The organism is Vibrio sp. (assembly GCF_984391705.1).
The window spans coordinates 1-21,770 of the sequence record NZ_CFHWOM010000053.1; the positions used below are offsets into that span (position 1 = coordinate 1).

19 protein-coding genes, 1 pseudogene and 1 other annotated feature are annotated in these 21,770 nt (G+C 45.1%); of the genes and pseudogenes, 7 read left to right on the top strand and 13 right to left on the bottom strand.

From position 1 onward, the window contains the following. The 4 genes and pseudogenes from AC4MRV_RS18105 to thrL all read right to left on the bottom strand — a co-directional run. Nucleotides 1–178 (bottom strand): annotated as a pseudogene (locus AC4MRV_RS18105) (threonine synthase); the annotation flags it as partial. Continuing rightward, nucleotides 175–1,131, bottom strand: coding sequence for a homoserine kinase (gene thrB, locus AC4MRV_RS18110; protein WP_005447861.1), 957 nt, complete (start codon nt 1,129–1,131; stop codon nt 175–177). The gene thrB and the pseudogene AC4MRV_RS18105, both read right to left, overlap by 4 nt. A 20-nt stretch (nt 1,132–1,151) precedes the next feature. Then, complete coding sequence (gene thrA / locus AC4MRV_RS18115; RefSeq protein ID WP_491188713.1) at nt 1,152–3,611, bottom strand: bifunctional aspartate kinase/homoserine dehydrogenase I; 2,460 nt, start codon at nt 3,609–3,611, stop codon at nt 1,152–1,154. A gap of 29 nt (nt 3,612–3,640) precedes the next feature. Next, nucleotides 3,641–3,759 (bottom strand) — a sequence feature (Thr leader region). After that, entirely contained in the window at nt 3,694–3,810 is a 117-nt protein-coding gene (gene thrL, locus AC4MRV_RS18120; protein ID WP_491188714.1) for a thr operon leader peptide, read from the bottom strand. Its footprint overlaps the feature before it by 66 nt. 235 nt (nt 3,811–4,045) lie before the next feature. Between thrL and AC4MRV_RS18125 the strand changes: the two genes are divergently transcribed. Continuing rightward, complete coding sequence (locus tag AC4MRV_RS18125; RefSeq protein ID WP_491188715.1) at nt 4,046–4,510, top strand: hypothetical protein; 465 nt, start codon at nt 4,046–4,048, stop codon at nt 4,508–4,510. A 9-nt stretch (nt 4,511–4,519) separates the two neighbouring features. On the opposite strand, the gene AC4MRV_RS18130 is transcribed toward AC4MRV_RS18125, so the two are convergent. Continuing rightward, nucleotides 4,520–5,002, bottom strand: coding sequence for a putative 4-hydroxy-4-methyl-2-oxoglutarate aldolase (locus tag AC4MRV_RS18130; protein WP_491188728.1), 483 nt, complete (start codon nt 5,000–5,002; stop codon nt 4,520–4,522). Nucleotides 5,003–5,083: 81 nt separating this feature from the next. After that, nucleotides 5,084–5,470, bottom strand: coding sequence for a DUF3293 domain-containing protein (locus tag AC4MRV_RS18135; protein WP_491188716.1), 387 nt, complete (start codon nt 5,468–5,470; stop codon nt 5,084–5,086). Between the two features lie 337 nt (nt 5,471–5,807). On the opposite strand from AC4MRV_RS18135, the gene arcA reads away from it, so the two are divergent. After that, entirely contained in the window at nt 5,808–6,524 is a 717-nt protein-coding gene (gene arcA / locus AC4MRV_RS18140) for a two-component system response regulator ArcA (RefSeq protein WP_008080345.1), read from the top strand. 113 nt (nt 6,525–6,637) lie between these two features. Here arcA and hldE read toward each other — a convergent pair whose 3' ends face one another. From hldE to AC4MRV_RS18155, 3 genes are all read right to left on the bottom strand, one after another. Next, a complete protein-coding gene (hldE, locus tag AC4MRV_RS18145) occupies nt 6,638–8,068 on the bottom strand; it encodes a bifunctional D-glycero-beta-D-manno-heptose-7-phosphate kinase/D-glycero-beta-D-manno-heptose 1-phosphate adenylyltransferase HldE (protein ID WP_491188717.1) in 1,431 nt (476 codons plus the stop codon). Nucleotides 8,069–8,162: 94 nt separating this feature from the next. Then, nucleotides 8,163–11,012 carry a bifunctional [glutamate--ammonia ligase]-adenylyl-L-tyrosine phosphorylase/[glutamate--ammonia-ligase] adenylyltransferase gene (gene glnE / locus AC4MRV_RS18150; RefSeq protein ID WP_491188718.1) on the bottom strand — a complete coding sequence of 950 codons (2,850 nt, stop codon included), beginning with the start codon at nt 11,010–11,012 and terminating at the stop codon, nt 8,163–8,165. A 111-nt stretch (nt 11,013–11,123) separates the two neighbouring features. Continuing rightward, nucleotides 11,124–12,380 (bottom strand): methyl-accepting chemotaxis protein, encoded by a 1,257-nt coding sequence (locus tag AC4MRV_RS18155; protein WP_491188719.1) that lies wholly within the window; start codon nt 12,378–12,380, stop codon nt 11,124–11,126. Nucleotides 12,381–12,492: 112 nt separating this feature from the next. Here AC4MRV_RS18155 and AC4MRV_RS18160 point away from each other — a divergent pair, with 112 nt between their 5' ends. Continuing rightward, nucleotides 12,493–13,251, top strand: a complete 759-nt coding sequence (locus AC4MRV_RS18160) for a potassium channel family protein (RefSeq protein WP_491188720.1) — start codon at nt 12,493–12,495, stop codon at nt 13,249–13,251. A gap of 19 nt (nt 13,252–13,270) precedes the next feature. Here the strand turns inward: AC4MRV_RS18160 and AC4MRV_RS18165 are convergent, their stop codons facing one another. Continuing rightward, complete coding sequence (locus AC4MRV_RS18165) at nt 13,271–14,788, bottom strand: CYTH and CHAD domain-containing protein (protein WP_491188721.1); 1,518 nt, start codon at nt 14,786–14,788, stop codon at nt 13,271–13,273. 204 nt (nt 14,789–14,992) lie between these two features. On the opposite strand from AC4MRV_RS18165, the gene AC4MRV_RS18170 reads away from it, so the two are divergent. The 3 genes from AC4MRV_RS18170 (at nt 14,993) to AC4MRV_RS18180 (ending at nt 17,829) form a co-directional block, all read left to right on the top strand. Further along, nucleotides 14,993–15,673, top strand: coding sequence for a TIGR00153 family protein (locus AC4MRV_RS18170; RefSeq protein WP_491188722.1), 681 nt, complete (start codon nt 14,993–14,995; stop codon nt 15,671–15,673). 129 nt (nt 15,674–15,802) lie between these two features. After that, a complete protein-coding gene (locus tag AC4MRV_RS18175) occupies nt 15,803–17,062 on the top strand; it encodes an inorganic phosphate transporter (protein ID WP_491188723.1) in 1,260 nt (419 codons plus the stop codon). A gap of 155 nt (nt 17,063–17,217) precedes the next feature. Beyond that, nucleotides 17,218–17,829, top strand: a complete 612-nt coding sequence (locus AC4MRV_RS18180; RefSeq protein ID WP_491188724.1) for a TIGR04211 family SH3 domain-containing protein — start codon at nt 17,218–17,220, stop codon at nt 17,827–17,829. A 38-nt stretch (nt 17,830–17,867) separates the two neighbouring features. Here the strand turns inward: AC4MRV_RS18180 and AC4MRV_RS18185 are convergent, their stop codons facing one another. Next, nucleotides 17,868–18,635, bottom strand: a complete 768-nt coding sequence (locus AC4MRV_RS18185; protein WP_491188725.1) for a general secretion pathway protein GspB — start codon at nt 18,633–18,635, stop codon at nt 17,868–17,870. Further along, nucleotides 18,635–20,245 (bottom strand): ExeA family protein, encoded by a 1,611-nt coding sequence (locus AC4MRV_RS18190; protein ID WP_491188726.1) that lies wholly within the window; start codon nt 20,243–20,245, stop codon nt 18,635–18,637. The genes AC4MRV_RS18185 and AC4MRV_RS18190 overlap by 1 nt, the downstream gene beginning before the upstream one ends. Before the next feature lie 90 nt (nt 20,246–20,335). On the opposite strand from AC4MRV_RS18190, the gene AC4MRV_RS18195 reads away from it, so the two are divergent. Continuing rightward, a complete protein-coding gene (locus AC4MRV_RS18195; RefSeq protein WP_491188727.1) occupies nt 20,336–21,547 on the top strand; it encodes a multifunctional CCA addition/repair protein in 1,212 nt (403 codons plus the stop codon). Nucleotides 21,548–21,657: 110 nt separating this feature from the next. On the opposite strand, the gene AC4MRV_RS18200 is transcribed toward AC4MRV_RS18195, so the two are convergent. Further along, nucleotides 21,658–21,770, bottom strand: a 113-nt coding sequence (locus AC4MRV_RS18200; RefSeq protein WP_491188729.1) for a hypothetical protein, incomplete at its 5' end; no start/stop codon positions are given.

The window sequence follows — 21,770 nt, forward strand, 5'->3', positions numbered from 1 at the left end:
GTGCTGATAGGATTTTCGTGCTACGAGAGACAAAGTCTTCTGCCAGCAGCGCATCAACATCTTCAAATTTTGGTAATTCCGATGGGAAAAATAGACCTTGGTTACGGCCTAATCCTTGGCGAACGGCTTGGCCAAAGGAAACTTGTTCATCATTTTCTTTTATATTGTAAAGCTTCATAGCTCACTTCCTGTTACTTTCGAACCCTGTTTATCTAGACGACAAACGTGGACGAATCCTTCTTCGTTTTGTACGTAGTTCTGTTCTAACCAGCGAGCAACTCGCTCAGCGACATCTTTCTCTTTGCAAATACTGAACAGTGTCGGACCACTGCCAGAAATACCGGTTGCCAATGCACCCGCAGACGCTGCGTATTGACGTGCATTCGCAAAACCTGGAAGCAGTTTCTCACGATACGGTTCTGCGATCACGTCTTTGATCATTTTTGCAGCAAGTTCTGGCTGACCAGAATGACACGCATGAATAAAGCCCGCAAGGTGGCGACCATGAGCAATGATATCTTGTCGGCGGTATTGAGATGGTAGGATCTCACGCGCTTCTGCCGTGGATACTTTGATACCCGGATACGCCATCACCCAGAACCAATCGTCAAAGCAAGGCACTTCTTGGCTAATGATACCTAGCTCTTCAAGCATCAACTGCACACCACCAAGGTAACACGGCGCGACGTTATCGTAGTGAATACCACCAGAGATTTTGCCTTCCATTTCTCCCATCAGAGCCAGTAACTCTGTCTCGTTAAGCGGCTGACCATGGAATCGGTTTAATGCATCTAATGCAGCAACAATAGAACATGCACTTGAGCCTAATCCAGAGCCGATTGGCATGTTCTTTTCTAGCGTCATTTCAAGTGGCTTTAGCTCAACACCTTTTTTGTCTAGCTCACGAGCAAACACCACCCAACAATCGTAAACGATGTTCTCTTTCGGCTCGGTTGGCAGCTTCTCAACAAAATCTCCCGCCGTCTTTAGGCTGAACGGCTCAGCCCCAGACTTAACCAATACTCGGTCGCCCAAAAGTGTGCCATCGACTGGGGACACCGCCGCCCCCAGAACGTCGAAACCAACGCTTACATTACCAATTGATGCTGGGGCATAAACCACTACATCCATATCACTTGAACTCATTGTTGTTATACCCCTAGCTTCCAACCTAAAGTACGCATCACATCCGAGAATACGCCCGCAGCCGTAACCTCAGTACCCGCACCGTAACCACGCAATACTAGCGGAATTGGTTGGTAGTAGCGGCTGTAGAATGCCAACGCGTTTTCACCATCTTTGATTTTGAACATTGGATCATTTTCATCCACTGCCGCAATACTTACACGACACTTACCTTCTTCGATTTCACCAACATAGCGGAGTACTTTACCCTCTTCGGCCGCTTTAGCTGATTGCTCTTTGAAATATGCATCAGCTTCAGGAAGACGAGCCATAAACTCTTCTACACTGCCAGAGTCATCAAAACCTGGTGGCAGAGCTTGATCAACAATCACATCTTCAAGCTCTAGGTTCATACCCGCTTCACGAGCAAGGATCAGCAGTTTACGCGCAACATCCATACCAGATAAATCATCACGTGGGTCCGGTTCAGTAAAGCCATTGTCTTTGGCGATATTTGTCGCTTGGCTCAGTGTCATACCTTCATCAAGCTTACCGAAAATGTAGGAAAGTGAACCAGATAGAATCCCCGTAAAGCGCTCAAGTTCATCACCCGCTGAAATCAAGTTCTGCAAGTTTTCGATGACAGGAAGACCGGCACCTACCGTTGTTTCATACATCAACTTGCGACGCGAGCTGCGGGCAACATCACGCAGTTGGTGGTAGTAAGCCATGCTGGCTGTATTGGCTTTCTTATTTGGCGTCACTACATGGAAACCTGCCGCTAAGAAGTCAGCATATTGATTTGCAATCGCTTCACTCGACGTACAGTCAACCAATACAGGGTTAATGATGTGATTACGCTGAACTAGAGAAATGAGACGAGCTAAAGTGAACTCTTCAGATGCGTCCTTCATGCGATCGCGCCAGTGATCCAGTGGTAGACCTTCACTATCAAGCAACAGACCTTTACTGTTCGCTAGGCCACATACTCGTAAAACGATACCTTTCTCCGCCAATTTCGCTTGCTGACGCTGAATTTGATCCACAAGCTCACCACCAACACCACCAACACCGACAACGAATACATCTAGGAAGTGCTTAGAGTTAAATAGGTTTTCATGACACGCTTTGATTGCTTCCGAGATCTTATCTTCTGGAATCACAGCAGAAATGGCTCGCTCAGAAGAGCCTTGCGCAATAGCGACGATATTTACGTTCACTTCAGCAAGAGATGAGAAGAACTGCGAAGCAACACCGCGAGAAGTACGCATGCCATCACCAACCAGCGTAACAATGGCAACATCATCGATAAACTCAACCGGCTCAAGGAGACCATCTTTTAGCTCGAGTTCAAACGTCTCACTAAGTGCTTGCTCAGCTAGGGCTTTATCTTGGGCTTCAATACAGAAACTGATGCTGTATTCAGATGAAGATTGGGTGATTAGAACGATTGAAGCGCCTGCAGCAGACATAGCACCAAACACGCGGCTCGCCATGCCGACCATGCCTTTCATACCAGGACCAGATACGTTGACCATGGTTAGATCGCTCAGTGTGGTGATGCCTTTGATTGCTAGGTTATCTTCACCAGTATCTTGACCAATTAGAGTACCAGCTCCTTGAGGGTTAAAGCTGTTTTTGATTAGACATGGGATATGGAACTGCGCGATTGGAGCAATAGTTTTCGGGTGTAGCACCGAAGCACCAAAGTAAGAAAGCTCCATTGCTTCTTGATAGCTCAATGATTTAAGGAGACGAGCATCATCAACCAAACGTGGGTCACAGTTATAGACACCATCAACGTCTGTCCATATCTCACAGCAATCTGCACGTAGACATGCTGCCAGTACCGCCGCAGAGTAATCAGAACCATTACGACCAAGAGTAACTAGTTCGCCACTTTCATTACCTGCTGTAAAACCCGGCATGATGTTAACGTGCCCTTGAGGAAGAGGATTTTGACGGAAGTTTTGCGTTGAAATCTCCACATCAACCATAGCTTCCAAGTGCTCACCGCGAGCAAAAAGGTATTGAACAGGATCAATCAAGCTGGCTGCTTGGCCCTTCGCCTCTAACACTGCTTTCATTAACTGAATAGAAACACGCTCACCTTTACTGATAATACGCGCGTTGACATTATCTGGACACATACCCAATAAGTTAATACCGTGAACGAATTGGCGTAATTGAGTTAGAGAGGTTTTAACTTGGTTGTCATAGCCGCTACCATCAATATCCGGAAGCACTTGTTTAATATCTTGGAATAAGTCGCGGAATGAATCTTCTAGCTCAGCAATCTGTAACTCAGCCTCTCCATTTTTTAAAGCGCCCTCAATCACAGCCACCAACTTGTTGGTCGTCTTACCTGGCGCTGATAGTACAACCGCCACTTCTTCTTGCTGTGCATTATTAGCAATAATATCTGCTGCTCGTAAAAAACGGTCAGCATCCGCTAATGATGAACCTCCAAACTTTAAAACTCGCATCCCTTCCTCCAAATGTTTTCAAATCGGCATAAAAAAAGGCCTGTATCTTGATGGATACAGGCCTTTTTTGAATTTCTTTCGCTCAGCAGCCTGCCCCAACATGTGCGATGTCGGTAATAATAATGGTTGTTGTCATTACTACTAGGCTGTGATTTTGCATAATTAATTTTTTGTTGCGTTTATGTGTTTGCTTAACCATACGTTTAACCTATTTAGTCAGCTTGAGTCAACGAAAAGTTTCTATTTTTTACTTTCCCCCCTGTTGATTCACACAATAATTTGCAACGACCTTCAAATGTTCATTCACAATTCAAATGAAACCACAGGCACATAACCTAATAACTAATAGCTATATAAAAAATGCACCTAGTCCAATAGTTTTATGCTTTAATTAGTCTGCAGTGGAAAAATTGACCAAGGACGAGGAGAGGCACATGAAAAAAATGCTATGCCTATCAGCGATATTATTCGCTGGCTCTCTTGGTGCAACAGAATTGCCTCAACTGCCCTCACAACAAGAGTCTTCCCCGCATCGACTCTTTCTCTCCAGCGCTAATGACCAACATGATTTTGATACTTGGAAAGTTGATGGTGGATACTCATACAATGTATTCGACAAGATCGATTTATATGTTGGGGCGCGTCTAAATAATGGCGAGCGAATCAATGAAACTGGTTTTTTAAGTGGCGTGAGCTATCAAGTCACACCCAGAGTGTCTGTTGCGAGCACACTTCATTCATACAGTAATGATCGCCCAGATGAAGAGAGACGTGAATCATCCATTTCTGCGGAAGTGTCAAGTCGAGTAAGGCTCACTGAAAACTTAGATTTGCACGCCACCCTTGATTATCAAGAGTGGCAGCAAGAAGTGGAATTTGGGTTAGGTTTCCGCTTCTAGATTAACCCTCTACCACTTCAGCTCTTCATTAGACATCAATACACCATTCCAGTCTGCGTAGACATAATCACCTGGTTGAATCATTTGGTTATGGATAGTCAGCGTCACGTTTACATCCCCAGCGCCACGCTTTTCAGTTTTAAACGGGCACGTACCAAGCGCTTTCACGCCAAGCTCCATTTCTGCAATCGCACCTGCATCGCGAATCGCGCCATTAATAATCACACCTTCCCAATTATTGTCGATAGCCATGATCGCCAACTGATCCCCTAACAACGCCTTTTGACAAGAACCATGACCGTCAACAATCAGTACCTTTCCGGTGCCGTCTTGACCCAGAATTTCTCGAACTTTTGAGTTATCGTGGTAACACCTAACCGTTACAATCTCTCCATGAAACGCACTTTTTGCGCCAAAGTTATGCAGCGGTAGCTCTACTAACATCACTTTGTCTTCATGTTTATCACAAATATCCGGTGTAATATCTTTCATCTTTCCTCCATGAGATTTTTCCGCCTCCTTCCACCTATAGGCAACATTAACGGCCATAAGCAGAGCAGACATGGGTAATCCTTATCGACAGCGCGTAGGCCATCCTTCAATCTTCTGGCATGAGCCATCACTTAAACACGACAATAGATATAGCTCACCATGTTCGACAAAATAGATTGCGTTTTGACCAAATTTTATCCCTAGCTCAATAGCGCGCTCTCTATTAATTTGAATGGCAAAACTCTGTTCTGCCCAAGAGAAATCTTCATCTCCAACCAAGACTTCAACATAATAAGTATGGTCTATTTCCCGCCGTAACTGCTGATTATTTCTTCTATTTTTATCTTTTGACAGCCATTGGCTTGCAGGGTTCCACCCTGTAACAATGGCAAAAGAATCACACTCCATACGCTCATCAAATTGAAAGTATGGGTTTAAATATGCAGTCCACAATTGCGCATCTATCATCATATCATCATATCATCAGCAGTTTTACATTCACTTGATACTATTAATATTTGTTACATTCTAACTCTTGATATAAATCAACAAAGTGATTGGAATTAACATTTCTACGTTGTTAGCATGCTGTTAACATTATAAAATCCGCCTCAACGACTAATGGAATCAGTGGGGAACTGGAGCCTCACAAGGTAATAAAGCGAAATCCAAGGACGGCGGCAATCAAAGAAAGTGTTTTTTTATAATCTTTGGTTTATTATCAACATCACATTACCTGTATGTTATGTTTTTGCCTAAAATTTATTCCATTAGCACATTTTTTTCACAAGTTTAGGTACCGCCAATGCAAACCCCGCACATTCTTATTGTCGAAGATGAGCAAGTAACTCGTAACACTCTTAAGAGTATTTTTGAAGCAGAGGGATACGCTGTTTTTGAGGCCAGTGACGGTGAAGAGATGCACCAGGTGCTGTCTGACAACCAAGTAAACTTGGTTATTATGGACATCAACCTTCCAGGTAAGAACGGCCTGCTGCTTGCACGTGAACTGCGTGAGCAAGCAAACGTAGCGCTTATGTTCTTGACTGGCCGTGACAATGAAGTGGATAAGATCCTTGGTCTTGAGATCGGTGCAGATGACTACATCACTAAACCGTTCAACCCACGTGAGTTGACTATCCGTGCTCGCAACCTACTAAATCGCTCAATGAACTCTAGCGCTGTAACTGAAGAGAAACGCAGTGTTGAGAAATACGTGTTTAACGGTTGGGTACTTGATATCAATAGCCGTTCACTCGTAAGCCCAAGTGGTGATGGTTACAAACTGCCACGTTCTGAGTTCCGTGCACTGCTTCACTTCTGTGAAAACCCAGGCAAGATCCAGACGCGTGCCGACTTACTTAAGAAGATGACTGGCCGTGAGCTTAAACCACACGATCGCACAGTCGATGTAACTATCCGTCGTATCCGTAAGCACTTTGAATCAGTATCTGGTACTCCAGAAATCATCGCAACGATTCACGGTGAAGGTTACCGCTTCTGCGGCGACTTAGAAGAGTAATACGCTCTCAGCTATGCCAAAAAATGGAGCTTTCTAGCTCCATTTTTTATTAGTCGAGAAACAAAAAACGCTCACTATTGGTGAGCGTTTTATATTTGTAGCGTTATCGCGTGTTAGCCACGTCCACCTTTAATGGCATCGATAATTTCAGTTGTAGAGCAGCCATCTTCAAAGTTGAGTACTTTCACTTCACCGCCATTGGCGATCACTTCTTTGCCACCAGCGATCTCTTCTGGTTTGTAATCCCCACCTTTGACCAACATATCAGGTAAAACTTCAGAGATTAGACGTTGCGGAGTATCCTCGCCAAACGGCACGACCCAGTCAACAGCCCCTAAACCTGCTAGAACAGCCATACGACGATCTGTTGGGTTAACAGGGCGTCCAGGGCCTTTAAGGCGCTTCACGGACTCATCGGTGTTCACAGCAACAATTAGACGATCGCCCAGTTCAGCCGCATGATTTAGGTACGACACATGGCCTGCATGCAAAATGTCAAAGCAACCATTGGTCATAACTACTTTTTCACCTTTAGACTGCGCCTTTTTCACCGCTTCAATAAGAGCTGGTTCACTAATCACACCAAAGTCAGTATCTTGGCTACCATGAACAGCTTCTGCGAGTTCTATGGTCGACACGGTAGAGGTACCTAGCTTGCCAACTACCACACCTGCCGCTGCGTTAGCTAAAGCGCACGCTTCATCAAGAGGCTTTCCTGCCGCTACAGAAGCAGCCAGTACAGAAATTACCGTATCTCCTGCCCCCGTTACGTCATACACTTCTTTAGCTTGCGTTGGCAGATGGAATGGCTCACAACCACGTCGAAGCAGAGTCATGCCATGCTCACTTCGGGTTACAAGCAGCGCTTCAAAATCGAATTCTTCAATGAGCTGAAGGCCTTTTTCAACCAACTCTTCGGTTGAGCTGACTTTACCGACCACCAGCTCAAACTCAGCCATGTTCGGGGTTAGTAAAGTTGCACCACGATAACGCTCAAAATCCGCCCCTTTAGGGTCAATGAAAACAGGAACATTCGCCGCGCGTGCTTTTTGGATAAACTGCTGAACATGCTCAAGGGCACCTTTAGCATAATCAGACAACACAACCGACTTCACTTTCGGTAATGCCTGCTCCATACGGTCGAGAATAAGCTCAGCATCCACGTTTTCGAACTTGTCTTCAAAATCCAAGCGAATCAGCTGCTGACCTCGACTCATCACACGCAGTTTAGTGATGGTTGGATAGTTTGGAAGACCAACGAAATCACATTTAACGTTTAGTGCTGATAGGGTTTCATTAAGTACTTTGGCTGGTTCATCAATCCCTGTTAAACCGACAATATGAGCATGTCCACCTAGCGACGCAATATTCATTGCCACGTTCGCAGCTCCGCCAGGACGCTCTTCATTGTTTTCTACTTTTACTACAGGCACTGGTGCTTCTGGTGAAATGCGACCTGTTGGGCCGTACCAGTAGCGGTCTAGCATCACATCACCAATGATTAATACACCTGAATCCTTATAGTTAGGTAGGATTGGTTTCATCGTCGATCTCCAAAATTTAATTCTGGCAAGAGTTTAGCACAGCCATTCTGCGCTCTAAACCCTCACCAATACTCGTCAAGGCGAAGCAACAAGGTTACTTGTTGTCAGTAAACCACTCATTCCAGATTTTCTGCACAATCTCTCTTTCCATCACCAGCTTATCTTGGGCAACATCTGCATCTAAGTTAAGTAAATTTCGACGATGTATCTGGTCTCGCATCGTAGTGTAGGCATGGGTCAATGCCATTGCTTTATCTTCATCCAAGACACTTTGCGCAATCATCGACTCGAATACTCTTACGTTGTCACTCCAGCGGGTTAGTTTCGGTTTGTCATGACTAAAACGCAGCACTAAGTATTGAGCAAGAAATTCAACATCAGTAATGCCTCCAGGATCTTGCTTAAGCATAAAACGCCCTGCTTTTTTACCACCGAGGTGATCACGCATTTTGACTCGCATATCTGCTACGTCTTGCTTTAATTTCGCCTCATCACGAGACAGAGTCAGTACATCATGACGAGTTTTCGCAAAAGCTTGTTGGAGCGGTTCATCACCATAAATCATCCTCGCACGCACGAGCGCTTGATGCTCCCACGTCCAGGCTTCTTGATGCTGGTATTCATCAAAGGCTTCGGTAGGACTCACTAACAATCCTGAAGCGCCTGATGGACGTAAGCGTGTGTCCACTTCGTACAAAATCCCTGATGCGGTGCGGGTAGAGAATATGTGGATAATACGCTGCGCCAAGCGCAAGTAGAATTGACGCCCATCAATCTCCTTTTGACCATCGGTATAAGCATCAACCGGGCAATCATGCATAAACACGATATCGAGGTCAGAATTATAACCAAGCTCCCAGCCACCAACCTTGCCATATCCAATCACAGCAAAGCCTTTACCGTCTCGATCTTTAAGGTGTGTGGGTTCACCATACTTCTCTGCGATTTGCAGCCAAGCTTGCCCTACAACTGACTCCACAATCGCTTCAGCTAAGTAAGTTAAATGGTCACTCACTTTCATCACAGGCAAAACGCCAGCAATATCAGCAGCGGCAATACGTAAAATACATATCTGTTTAAACTGGCGCAGCGCTTCCATCTGCTGCTCCATATCATCTTCTGGAATTCGAGCTAAGAAGTCTCGCAACTCAGTACGATAACTTTCTAGTGGCACAGGATTGTAGAGCTGTTGTGGGTCGATTAGCTCATCGAGCAAGATTGGGTAGCGCCCCAATTGTTCCGATATCATTGGACTTGCTGTACATAAGCGTACTAGCTGAGTCAGCGCCGCACTGTGTTCATCCAATAGCTCTAAGTAAGTCGTTCGTGTCACTATCCGGTGCAGTAAGTGCAACACACGAGGCAATCCAAATTGAGCATCTTTGTGAGAGTAGATTGCTGAGAATATTTTTGGCATCAAGTGGTTTAACACTTCACGACCGCGGGGCCCCAACGTCTTCTTCGCTAAGTCTTGCTTGAACTGCATGATGGTCGTTGCCATCTTTGCCGGTTCTTCAGCTTGAACATCATGCTCTAGAATATGTTCAAGTACGTCTTGCTTAGCAGCCATATCCCATAATTCAACAAAATGTTTGGCAATATCTTGCTGCTCTTCCTCATCATCTCCGATCAGGTCTGCAAAGACAGCATGGACATTTCGCATATGATGCTGCACATCTTCCATCATACTCTGCCAGCTTGTATACCCCATCGCGACAGATAACTGCAGCTGTTCAATATCCGTTTCCGGTAGAGTTTGAGTTTGCTTATCTGCCATCGCTTGTAACAAGTTTTCCAAGCGACGTAAAAACTTATAAGCATCACGTAAGTGCTGAGTTTCAGAACAAGTAAGCTGCTCTAGATCCTCTATCGCATCTAAGGTCGAGAGCAAACCTCGTTGACGCAGGCTTGGCTCGCGTCCTCCTCTAATTAGCTGAAATACTTGCGCAATAAACTCTATTTCTCGGATTCCGCCGGCACCCAGCTTGATGTTATTGCTCAAGCCACGTCGGCGAACTTCACTGCTGATCATCGATTTCATTCGACGCAGTGATTGAATAGCACTGAAGTCGATATAACGACGGAAGACAAACGGACGTAACATCTGGCGTAGCTCTTGATACTCAGGGTACATTTCTCGCCCCATGACACGCGCTTTAATCATCGCGTAGCGTTCCCAGTCACGCCCTTGCTCTTGGTAGTAATCTTCTAGAGCAGCATAACTCATGACCAATGGTCCGCTGTCACCAAACGGACGCAAGCGCATATCGACGCGGTAGCAAAAACCATCAAAAGTCTGCTGGTCGAGGGCTTTAATAATGCGCTGACCTAGCCGAGTAAAGAACTGTGCATTAGCGATACTGCGGCGCGCGCCTTGTGTCTCACCGTTTTCTGGATAGGTAAAAATCAGGTCGATATCAGAGGAGAAGTTTAGCTCTCCACCGCCGAGTTTACCCATACCGATAATCAGCATCGGTTGAGCTTCACCTTGCTCATTAGTCGGAGTTCCCCACAGCTCACAACACTGCTTGTATTGCCATTGATAAGTCTCAAATATCATCGCCTCTGCAAGCTGCGATAAGTGCTCTAAACTCTCTTCCAGAGTCCAAGTTGCCGTAAAGTCGCGCCACGCTATATAGACCATCTCCCGATTACGAAATTGTCTCAATACACGATGACCTTGCATTTCATCACTGCTTTCACTAAGCAAGACAGAGAGTCGTTCACGATACTTTTCATGGCGAGAGTTCTCTTTCAACATTTCAGGCAGCAGTTTTTGCAACGTTTCATCTGTTTGAAGCGTATCACTGACAAACTTGCTCAGGCCCGCGACATAGCGCAGTTGCGCTCTCTGAGAGTCAGACCAATGACTCATCGACTCTACATTAGCTAGAGATTCAACAACGGATTGGGAAATTGGGGCAAGACTTTCTGGCAGTTGCATGATTCTTCCTTGTCTAGAAATACCAGTTAGGTGAACTGTAACTCTCTATTTATACCAATAAAAAACGCCCACTAGTAGAGAGTGGGCGTTTATTGCAATTAACTTGAGAAGCTAAACCTTAAACGAGGTGATCTTCTTGTCTAGCTCTTCTGCGTTTTGCTGCATTATCTCAGATGTTTCGAGCAATTCTGAAACAACAGTAACTGAAGCTTCGACCAGCTCTCGAACATTGGTAAGGTTCTGATTCATTTCCTCGGCCACACTGCTTTGTTGGCCCGCCGCAGTTGCAATCTGGAAGTTCATATCGTTGATTTGATTCACCTGACCAACAATACCATCTAATTCACTGCCCGCATTGGTCACAAGCTCAACGCCTTCAGCCGCTTCGACCACGCTTTTCTCCATCAACTCAACCGCTGAATTCGCGCTCGATTGAAGTTGAGTGATCATCTCTTGAATCTCTACAGTAGCTTGCTGAGTACGCTGTGCAAGGTTACGAACTTCGTCAGCAACAACAGCAAAACCGCGTCCAGCTTCACCGGCGCGAGCCGCCTCAATAGCCGCATTAAGAGCAAGTAAGTTAGTTTGCTCAGAAATTCCCTGGATCGTACCAACAACGCTGCCAATAGAATCAACGCTGTCCTCAACTTGATTTACTGCTTGAGCAGAAGCCGAGATGTCCTGTGATAGCTCGCTGATTTTAATGACTGTATCTTGAACAAATCGCTGACCTGTCGCCGCCTGGCCTGAAGCGCTTTCCGTTAGAGAAGAAGCGTTTTGAGCATGATCTGCCACCGTTTGAACCGTGGAAGTCATTTCGCTCATTGCCGTGGCAAGCTGATCAATCTCATGGAACTCTTCCTGTGCTGATTCTTTGGTTTCAGACATACTAAGCGTCATCACCTCAGTAAGACCAGCTAGCTCCTGAGAAGCACTCACTTGCAATGTGATCATTTCTTGCAGTTGAACACGAGTTTTTTCCAGCTCGCGAGCAACATCACCGTATTCATCTTTGCAATCCATCTCGATTGGCACAGACAAGTCTTTATCTGCCATTGTTTTGATTGAATCGCTTAAGTACTGCGTTTGACGTAGCATTACTCGTGCGGCAAACAGCAGCAACGCGACAAACACAACAATAAGTAAACCCGTTTGCCAAACGACTTGAACCAGATACGCTTCATAATGCTCTTGGGCAATTTGAGTGCTCTGGGTAGCCGCAAGAAGTGAGTCATAAAAGGTACTCGCATCCCACAGCTGTTTACCAATAATCAGTAGGGTACTAAATACCATCAGCATGACCATTTTAGGAACAAGTCGGATATCAGTGATTAACCGCTCCCATGGTTTAAATGCCATCTTGGTCATCGTTGCTTCTCCATTAAGTCTAATTTTGTATTTTTAGCGCATTATATTAGAGTGACTAGACTGAGCTACTTACCCTCCCCGATTGCGCCATATTATTTATTTCGAGCCTCGTATGAATAAAGATGATATCAAAGACGATACAAAACCGATGAGCTTGCTGTCACTAATCCTGTCATTCATGGCTTTATTTGTGATCTCGGGCTTGCTGTTTTTTCCTTTGCGCCCAGAAACTCGACAAGTCCTTATCGGCCTAGACTTTCTTATCTGTAGCATTTTTATTCTACAACTGGGTGTAGATTTGATCCGCTCGACAAATAGAATGCAATTTATGAAACGTCATTGGATCGACTTTCTGGCCAGCTTGCCAATGATCGAGCCGCTTCGCTATGCGAGGCTTTTTTCCATTCTACGAGTTATCTTAGTTATTCGCTCTAGCCGCAGTGTTATCAAACAGTTACTGAGAAATAAACATGAAACAACCTTAGCCTCAATTCTTCTATTAATGGTGATATTGCTGACAGCGGGCTCAAGCATGATGCTATTTATCGAAGGGCACTCACCCAATGCCAATATTAAGGATGGTGGCGATGCAATGTGGTGGGCGTTAGTAACGATCTCTACCGTTGGCTATGGTGATCACTACCCAGTCACGGATGGCGGAAGAATTCTCGCGGCGGGATTAATCATCTGTGGGGTAGGTTTGTTCGGTATGATTTCAGGTTTGGTGACTTCTATGATCACTTCACCATCCAAAGTGCAAACCTCTCGCTCTGAAAACAAAGAGCGTTTACTCATTGAATTAGTCGAAAAACAAGATGAGATTCTACGTCGCTTGGATAAGCTAGAACATCAAACAAAACGGGAGCCCTGAGGCTCCCATTTATCTTTCTTTAGTCTTGCCAATATGGCTCAGCTTCAATGCAGATGACACGAGTCTGCTCCATTGCATGCAAAATAGAGCTCTCTTGACGCGCTAACCATCGCTCTAGCTGCTCACGCTCTTCACCCGCGAGTTTGTCCACCAACTGGGACAGTGTTTTCAGCTTAAGTAGATCATCCGTACCATGCAGTAAATCGCTCCATGGTAAACGGAACCGGTCCCGCTCATCAAAGTCGTAGAGACTTGCAAAACTGACCCCTGTGTAAAGATTACGCATCAAACGATATTGCTGTTCGATGTAGTCTTCACTGTTTAAGTTCCGCTCCGGCGGGAATGCTTCCATAAGCTCTGCCCACGTGCGATCGAGCTGTTCAACCGAGAAATGTTCAACCGTCAATGCCATCTTATTGCGGGACTTATCATCTAAGAAAGGCTGCCAGCCGCGAGTCAAGATCCATCGACTAAGATCGAGCAGTAAGCCGGTATAACGAGCACTGTTGAGTAGTTCTAATAACTCTTCTCGACTTGGCAGCTGCTCTTGAATTTTCTTCAACTCACCAACTAAGAACTTGCGCGCATCCAGCTTACGCAGCGCATGGCCCTTATCATCGAGCAAGTCTTCAAGATAATCGTAATCGTTTAGCCACTCTAAACTCTGCTCTAGCCATTTTAACTCTTGGCGCAAAATCGCACTCGCTCGACGCGGAACAACTCCACCATAAACCGTCAAGACTTGACGAATAAAGCTGATAGAGCTTTTTATCTCGTGAAGTGCTTCTATTGACTCTCGCTCAGAATAAATCTGCTCATGGTAGTGCCAATGAGATAGCGCATGTTCAAGAGAGTTAATAAAGCAAGATTCAACACTATCGCGTTTGTCGGTCTTCACTAGAGAAAGAGCTTTGACCTCATCTCCTGTATAGCCCGTCGCCAATCGATATCCTTTCGCGGCTTTGCTTAAGTTACCTAAACGCATGCCTCCTTGCTCTGAGAAGCTGCGAGCCAATGTAAACAGCGCATCCGTCTGACCAGACTTAAGCTCCAGCTCCACTTCACAAATAGGATCTTCTTTGCCGTTGGCTTCCACTTTACCTTGGTCAAAGGCGACTTCTACTTGGCTACCATCAGGCATACCTATCAACCACTGCTCACGAGTAAAGTTAGTAGAGAAAAGAGGAACCAATTGCGCTTGAAGCGTCGCCACATCTTTTCCTGTAGGCCAGATGTCGTCAGGATGTAACGTTAAATCAGGGTCATTGCTGGTGTGTTCGGCATTATATTCAGGTCTTTGATGTAGACCTGCTACGACTCTCCCTGCCGTCTTTACTGTTTGGACAAATACATCGTCAAAACGACGGATTCGCATACCAATATCATGTTGACGCAACCAGTTATCTGGCGTGTCAAAGTAAGTATTGCCAAGCTCTCGACAGCTGTGCTGAAGTACTTTGGTTTCAGATATTTTTTGACGCAAAGTCTCTGAAAAATCAGGAGAAACAAAAAACTTCAGTTCTATCTCGGTTTCCATAGTTATACCTTTCAAAGCAGATAGAGACAGGATATTGCCAATTTTCTTACACGGCAAGAAAGAAATATCGCAGGAATGATGATCTAAAACAGTTTTAATGAGTGATTTAATGCGTTAACATGCGCGCCTTTATAGCCATCGCTCAACATTTCACCGTAACTGGTGTATGTTATTTTTAGGTTATATTAATTAGGTTGAATGACCATGCCAGTAAATACAATTATGGGGTTATTTGCAAAGTCCCCTATTAAGCCTTTGCAACGCCACGTCGTGTGCGTGAACGAATGTTGTTCTCACCTAGTTAACTTCTTTGAAGTCAGTTCAAAGGGTGATTGGGAGAAAGCGTCTGAGATTCGTGCACAAATCTCTCACCTAGAGAAAGAAGCCGACGTTTTAAAGCGCGAAATTCGTCTTAAACTTCCTCGCGGTTTGTTTATGCCTGTTGATCGTAGCGATATGCTGGAGCTACTGACACAGCAAGACAAACTAGCAAACCTAGCGAAAGACATTGCTGGTCGTGTTTACGGCCGTCAACTGACTATCCCTGGGCCTCTTCAAGAAAACTTCATTGCGTATGTTAAACGTTGTCTAGATGCAGCAAACCAAGCGCAAAAAGTAATCAATGAGCTCGATGAGTTATTGGAAACTGGATTTAAAGGTCGCGAAGTAACACTTGTGGCTGAAATGATCCACCAACTAGATGTAATCGAAGATGATACCGATGCGATGCAAATCCAACTTCGTCAACAATTGATGGAGATTGAGCAGGATATGAATCCTATCGATGTGATGTTCCTTTACAAAATTTTAGAGTGGGTAGGTGGCATAGCTGACCAAGCGCAACGTGTAGGCGCGCGTCTTGAGCTAATGTTGTCTCGCTCATAAATCATAAGTTAACCAAATAACGAAGAGCATCTTAATTGCACTCCCCTTATAGGCGATAAATATTGACGCGCCGAAGGGGCTTTTTCGTGCCTAATTTGCTCCGCTTGTTATCAACAACTAGGTATTACGATGGATATCCTTGCGAACTACGGCACTGTCCTGATTATTATTGCAGCAGCTTTCGGTTTTCTGATGGCGATCGGTATTGGCGCGAATGATGTAGCCAATGCGATGGGTACATCAGTAGGTTCTAAAGCGTTAACCGTAAAACAAGCGATCATTATCGCAATGATCTTTGAATTTGCGGGTGCATACCTTGCAGGCGGTGAAGTAACCGACACTATCCGTAAAGGCGTAATCGAAACGTCACTCTTTGCTTCTCAACCAGATGTACTTGTCTACGGCATGATGTCTGCACTTTTAGCTGCAGGTACATGGCTACTACTTGCGTCTTACATGGGTTGGCCCGTATCAACGACACACTCAATCATCGGTGCAATCATCGGTTTTGCTTGTGTTTCTGTAGGTACAGAAGCGGTAGATTGGGGCTCAGTTCAAGGCATTGTAGGTAGTTGGATCATTACTCCTGTTATCTCTGGTTTCTTCGCTTACGTAATCTTTGTCAGTGCACAACGCCTTATCTTTGATACTGAAAAGCCACTATTCAATGCGAAACGTTTTGTTCCTGTGTACATGTTCATCACAACAATGGTGATCGCGCTGGTAACAATCAAGAAGGGCCTTAAACACGTAGGTCTGCACCTTTCGAATACAGAAGCATGGCTTTGGTCTGCTGGCGTATCTGCAATCATCATGGTGGGTGGCTACATCTACATCCAGAAGAAATTCGCTAGCCGCGAAGATGACCATGGTTTTGCCGGTGTAGAAGGTATCTTCAGCGTACTCATGGTTATCACAGCCTGTGCAATGGCATTTGCCCACGGTTCAAACGATGTAGCAAACGCGATCGGTCCACTTTCTGCTGTAGTATCAACAGTTGAACACATGGGTGAAATCACAGGTAAAAGCACGATTGCTTGGTGGATTCTACCTCTAGGTGGCTTTGGTATCGTGGTTGGCCTAGCAACCCTAGGTCACAAAGTAATGGCGACTGTTGGTACAGGCATTACTGAACTGACACCAAGCCGCGGTTTCGCAGCTCAGCTAGCAACAGCATGTACGGTTGTACTTGCATCAGGTACTGGTCTGCCAATCTCAACGACACAGACACTTGTAGGTGCGGTTCTAGGTGTAGGTTTTGCTCGTGGTATCGCAGCGCTAAACCTTGGCGTAGTCCGCAACATCGTTGCGTCTTGGATTGTGACTCTACCAGCAGGTGCTCTGCTGGCCGTTGTATTCTTCTATGGAATTCAAGCGATTTTCGTTTAATCAATCCGTCAGTGATGTGTTAACGCACTGTCATTATTGACTCAAATACACAGAAAGGGAGGCTTAGCCTCCCTTCTTTGTTGCAGTCGCCTAAGAAACTACTTACTATTTCGAGTTAGCAAGATATAGACAATAAGACTGTTAAAGGATTTATCGTGAAAAAACTGGTTTTCTTGGTTTTAGCTACTCTAGTGGCAGCTCCTGCTGCAATGGCTCAAGACCGATACATTGCGGATAAGCTTTTCACTTACATGCATTCAGGCCCCAATAACCAATACCGTATCATCGGTAGTATTGATGCTGGTGACAAAGTAAAGCTATTGTCCACTAACAGAGAAACAGGCTACAGCCAAATCCAAGATGACCGTGGACGCAAAGGTTGGGTAGAAAGCAAGTTCGTGACTAGCCAAGAAAGCATGGCTTTACGCCTGCCAAAACTGGAAAAAGAGCTCGCTGAAACAAAAGAGAAGCTGGCAAACGCTCGCTCAAGTTCCGATCAAGAAAAAGCAGGTCTAGTTGATTCATTAGAGACTCGTAATCGTCAAATTGCCGATCTAGAGCAAAGCTACAGCGACATGAGCCTACAGCTTTCTTCAGCGCAAGAAGAGGTTCGTAGCCTACGCGCTAAGCTGGACACTCAGAAAGATGACCTACTCCTTAAATACTTTATGTACGGTGGTGGTGTTGCTGGTTTAGGTTTACTGTTTGGTTTAATCCTGCCACATATCATTCCTCGTAAGAAACGCTCTCCATCAGGCTGGGCTTAACCAAACGTAAAAAGGTCGCTAACGCGACCTTTTTTGTTTTACCCCTGCCAATCATAAAGAGCGGGAATATCGATCAGCTCATCATCAAATCGAATTTGACAACCATTTTGCTCAATCTTCTCTAACTTAATACGATCAGTAATCCAGTCACCTTCGTTATATTCGGTGCCGTTAACTTTCACCCATCGCTTTGCCACATTACTAGAGTAAACATGGGTTTGAAAATTCAGTGCAGGTAATTTTCCTTGCCATTTATCTCCCTGCTGCGCCAGATTTGAAAGTTCAGTATTAGATTCACTCGCTGTCGCTTGATCTCCACCTAGGGCACTCTCAATTCGTAGAGCCAGTTCTGGCGATAATTCAGAAAGGTCTAAGTTGCCAAGTAATGACTCTTCTTGTGTCACAACTTCAGAGGGCTGAGAATCGACTTCATCTACCACAGGCTTCACTGAAGGTTCTTCAAGTTCAAGTGGATTATCGAGAGCGGTATCAGCCATCACTATTTCATAAGTTGGGGTCAAATCACCAAACTTAGGATAAGGCAGCTCTGAGTAGACAAATGGTGTCTCAACCTCTATCACTCTCGGTTGATTCGTTGTTAGCCACGATACAAGCTTATCTTGGTAACTGTCATAACTGCTGTAGAGTGCGGCTAACAAACCAGGCAATAACACTAGCGTAGCAACTGCTGACTTATTCGTTACAGAGGCCTTCTCGCCACCATGATGTTGAGAGTAATGTGGTGTTTTCTGCATCGCTTGATGGTGTTGCTCTGAGACGTCGAGCGCTTTTAGAACTTTAGACATTACGCCGATTCCTCATCTGTTTTGAGACTTGGCACATTTTCACGCACCATTTCTTCTAAACGCTGCAAAGTACGCTTTCCTGCAATACCATCTACCGACAAATTTTGCCAACGCTGGAACAGCTTCACCTTCTCTTCCAAATCCCGATCATATAGCTCACTGCTCGCTGATGGCTTACCAAGCAGAAGGGACAAATGATGGTCCAACAAACCAACGGGCTCTCCTTGCATCCCTGGTTTCAGAGAAACATTCCAATACCGACGCCAGATTCGACGGTATTCTCCAGGCCACATCTCCCCTAACCGATTGATAGGCAATTCAATACTATGCTCACCGATAAGTAAACGCGCATTTTGCTCATCCAAACTATATAGAACCCCATAACTCGACTTTCCATCTAACTGAAGAGTGAGTAGCACAGGGATGTTTTGATGACGCAATGATTCAATGTCACCATGAAATAATTGGCACCTAAACGCGCTTTCGTTCTCGCTCAAACACAGCCTATCAAGTACCGATGATTCAAATCCCCAGACTTGGAACAGAGTGGCAAGCCCTTGTTCCAGATTATTTGCCATCTCTAGTTGGGATTTCAATTCTAAGGGAAATACTTGTTTCGAAATAACGGTGGGCTCAATGACTGGATAATTCAGTTCAATTTGCTCATTGATAATATCGTCTACCAAAACCGGTGTATAGAGATAACTTCCGCCAGCAAGGACAACCCCAAAGCACGCTGCGACAGCATAGGTCAGATAAGAAGGCTTGCTTTTAGGCTGAGGTTTTGTCGCTTGGAAAGCCGTCTGAAAACTCATCACCTCCTGGCAGGCAAGTTGAACAGTCGCGTGGCTTGGCGATTTTTCTCCAATACTGTAAGCCTGCTTCAATGCAGCATCACATACTAAGTTAATCAAGCGGGGTATACCCATAGTTTGGCTGGCTATCAGTTTGTGTGCTTTGCTAGAAAACAGTGCAGCATCACCACCAGCAAACGTTAATCTATACTGGATGTAGCTCGCAGTCTCTCTGCTATCCAATGGTAATAAGTGATATCGCCCAGTGATTCTTTGAGCAAGCTGCCTAAGTTGAGGCATTTGCAATTTCTGCTGCAATTCTGGTTGACCAATCAACAACACCTTAAGCAGTTTTTGACTTTCCGTTTCAAGGTTCGTCAACAATCTAAGCTGCTCTAATACTTCCGCGGATAAATGCTGAGCTTCATCTATAACGAGTAACGTCTGTATCCCATTAGAATAACTGTCGAGTAGGAACTGATGAATACATTGGCTAAGCTGCTTAAGTGAAGCATCTTGCGGATAATCGAGCGCAAACTCGTCACAAATCGCTTCAAGCAATTCACTGTTAGAGAAGGTGGGGTTAAGAATCAGGCCGGCTTGAATGTTGTCATCTAACGCTCGAAGCATGGCTCGTGCGACCGTTGTTTTGCCCGTTCCGACCTCACCAGTCAACATGGCAAAACCACCTCCTTCACCAAGCCCAGCACTCAAGCGAGAAATCGCTTCTTTATGACGCTGGCTTTGAAAAAGAAAACGAGAATTCGGAACAATAGAAAAAGGCAGCTCCGTAAATCCAAAATGTTGCTTATACATACTTCTCGTCTCTGGGAATTTAGTGATAAGAAAAGTACCATTGCATGAATAAATAGCCAATGGCAATGTGAAGAAATGAGAGAGGGTTAAGTGCAAAGATACCTTGTAGGTGGAGCAGTTCGCGATCAACTGCTGAATATCGACGTTTATGATAGAGATTGGGTCGTCGTCGGTTCAACACCAGAACAGATGCTCGAACAAGGCTTTACTGCGGTTGGGAAAGATTTCCCAGTATTTCTTCACCCAACGACCAAAGAAGAACACGCACTCGCCCGTACTGAGCGAAAAATCGGTGCTGGTTATACGGGATTTGAATGCTACTTTGCACAGGATGTCACTCTCGAGGAAGATTTACTTCGCCGAGACCTAACGATTAACGCGATGGCGCAAGATCCAAACGGTCTCATTTTCGATCCCTACAACGGACAACGTGATCTCCAAGATCGTATTTTAAGGCATGTTTCAGAGGCATTTACCGAAGATCCTCTTCGCGTCCTCCGTGTTGCTCGCTTTGCCGCAAAATTGGCGCATTTAGGCTTTAATGTTGCAGCTGAAACCTTGGATTTGATGCGTGAGATCGCCGACTCTGGTGAGTTAACTCATCTCACCCCTGAGCGTGTGTGGCAGGAATGGCATAAGTCTCTGTCGACTCAAAGCCCACAGGTGTTTTTAAAAGTGCTGCGCGACTGTGGCGCCTTGAAGGTTGTCCTCCCAGAGCTTGATGCGCTGTTTGGTGTACCTCAACCGGAAAAGTGGCACCCTGAGATCGATACTGGTATTCACACCCTGTTGGTAGCTGAGCAAGCCGCCCTGTTAAGTAATTCCCTACCTGTGCGTTTTGCTGCTCAAGTGCATGATTTAGGCAAAGGCATTACACCTGAATCAGAATGGCCTAGCCATAAGATGCACTGTCATACTGGTCTTAAGCTAATCAAAAAGCTTTGTGAACGCGTGCGTATTCCCAACGAGTTTCGTGATTTAGCTTTAATGGTGTGCGAGCAGCACTCCAATATCCACCGAGCCTCTGAGCTTCGCCCTGAGACCAAACTCAAAGTACTTAATAAGTTCGATGTATGGCGTAAGCCGGAAAGGCTTGAAGAGATATTGTTGTCTTGTATGGCTGATAGTCGAGGCCGAACAGGCTTTGAGGATATCGAATACCCACAAAAATCTATATTTGAGAACGCATATCAAGCCGCCCTATCAGTGAACGTACAAGACATTATCAAAGATGGCTTTAAAGGCGAGGATATTCGCACAGAGATGGAAAAGCGCAGAGTTGAGGCTATTCGAGAGGCTTAAGGAGACTCCCTACTCTCTCCTGCATCGCTCTAAGGAATGACACAAACAAAAACGCCTCCGAAATCGGAGGCGTTTTTTTAAAGCTTTAAGCTAATAATTCAAACTATGAATTACTGACCTTTAACTTCTTTAAGACCGTTGTAAGGAGCTTTAGCACCTAGAGCTTCTTCGATACGGATAAGTTGGTTGTACTTAGCAACACGGTCAGAACGGCTCATAGAAC

What these genes read in the sequence shown, in the direction of transcription:
- AC4MRV_RS18160 (WP_491188720.1), top strand. Translation starts at nt 12,493, where the DNA reads ATGAATAAAGATGATATCAAAGACGATACAAAACCGATGAGCTTGCTG.
- AC4MRV_RS18185 (WP_491188725.1), bottom strand. Translation starts at nt 18,635, where the DNA reads ATGTCTAAAGTTCTAAAAGCGCTCGACGTCTCAGAGCAACACCATCAA.
- AC4MRV_RS18175 (WP_491188723.1), top strand. Translation starts at nt 15,803, where the DNA reads ATGGATATCCTTGCGAACTACGGCACTGTCCTGATTATTATTGCAGCA.
- thrL (WP_491188714.1), bottom strand. Translation starts at nt 3,810, where the DNA reads ATGGTTAAGCAAACACATAAACGCAACAAAAAATTAATTATGCAAAAT.
- AC4MRV_RS18125 (WP_491188715.1), top strand. Translation starts at nt 4,046, where the DNA reads ATGAAAAAAATGCTATGCCTATCAGCGATATTATTCGCTGGCTCTCTT.
- AC4MRV_RS18155 (WP_491188719.1), bottom strand. Translation starts at nt 12,380, where the DNA reads ATGACCAAGATGGCATTTAAACCATGGGAGCGGTTAATCACTGATATC.
- AC4MRV_RS18135 (WP_491188716.1), bottom strand. Translation starts at nt 5,470, where the DNA reads ATGATAGATGCGCAATTGTGGACTGCATATTTAAACCCATACTTTCAA.
- glnE (WP_491188718.1), bottom strand. Translation starts at nt 11,012, where the DNA reads ATGCAACTGCCAGAAAGTCTTGCCCCAATTTCCCAATCCGTTGTTGAA.
- thrB (WP_005447861.1), bottom strand. Translation starts at nt 1,131, where the DNA reads ATGGATGTAGTGGTTTATGCCCCAGCATCAATTGGTAATGTAAGCGTT.
- AC4MRV_RS18165 (WP_491188721.1), bottom strand. Translation starts at nt 14,788, where the DNA reads ATGGAAACCGAGATAGAACTGAAGTTTTTTGTTTCTCCTGATTTTTCA.
- AC4MRV_RS18130 (WP_491188728.1), bottom strand. Translation starts at nt 5,002, where the DNA reads ATGAAAGATATTACACCGGATATTTGTGATAAACATGAAGACAAAGTG.
- hldE (WP_491188717.1), bottom strand. Translation starts at nt 8,068, where the DNA reads ATGAAACCAATCCTACCTAACTATAAGGATTCAGGTGTATTAATCATT.
- arcA (WP_008080345.1), top strand. Translation starts at nt 5,808, where the DNA reads ATGCAAACCCCGCACATTCTTATTGTCGAAGATGAGCAAGTAACTCGT.
- AC4MRV_RS18190 (WP_491188726.1), bottom strand. Translation starts at nt 20,245, where the DNA reads ATGTATAAGCAACATTTTGGATTTACGGAGCTGCCTTTTTCTATTGTT.
- thrA (WP_491188713.1), bottom strand. Translation starts at nt 3,611, where the DNA reads ATGCGAGTTTTAAAGTTTGGAGGTTCATCATTAGCGGATGCTGACCGT.
- AC4MRV_RS18170 (WP_491188722.1), top strand. Translation starts at nt 14,993, where the DNA reads ATGCCAGTAAATACAATTATGGGGTTATTTGCAAAGTCCCCTATTAAG.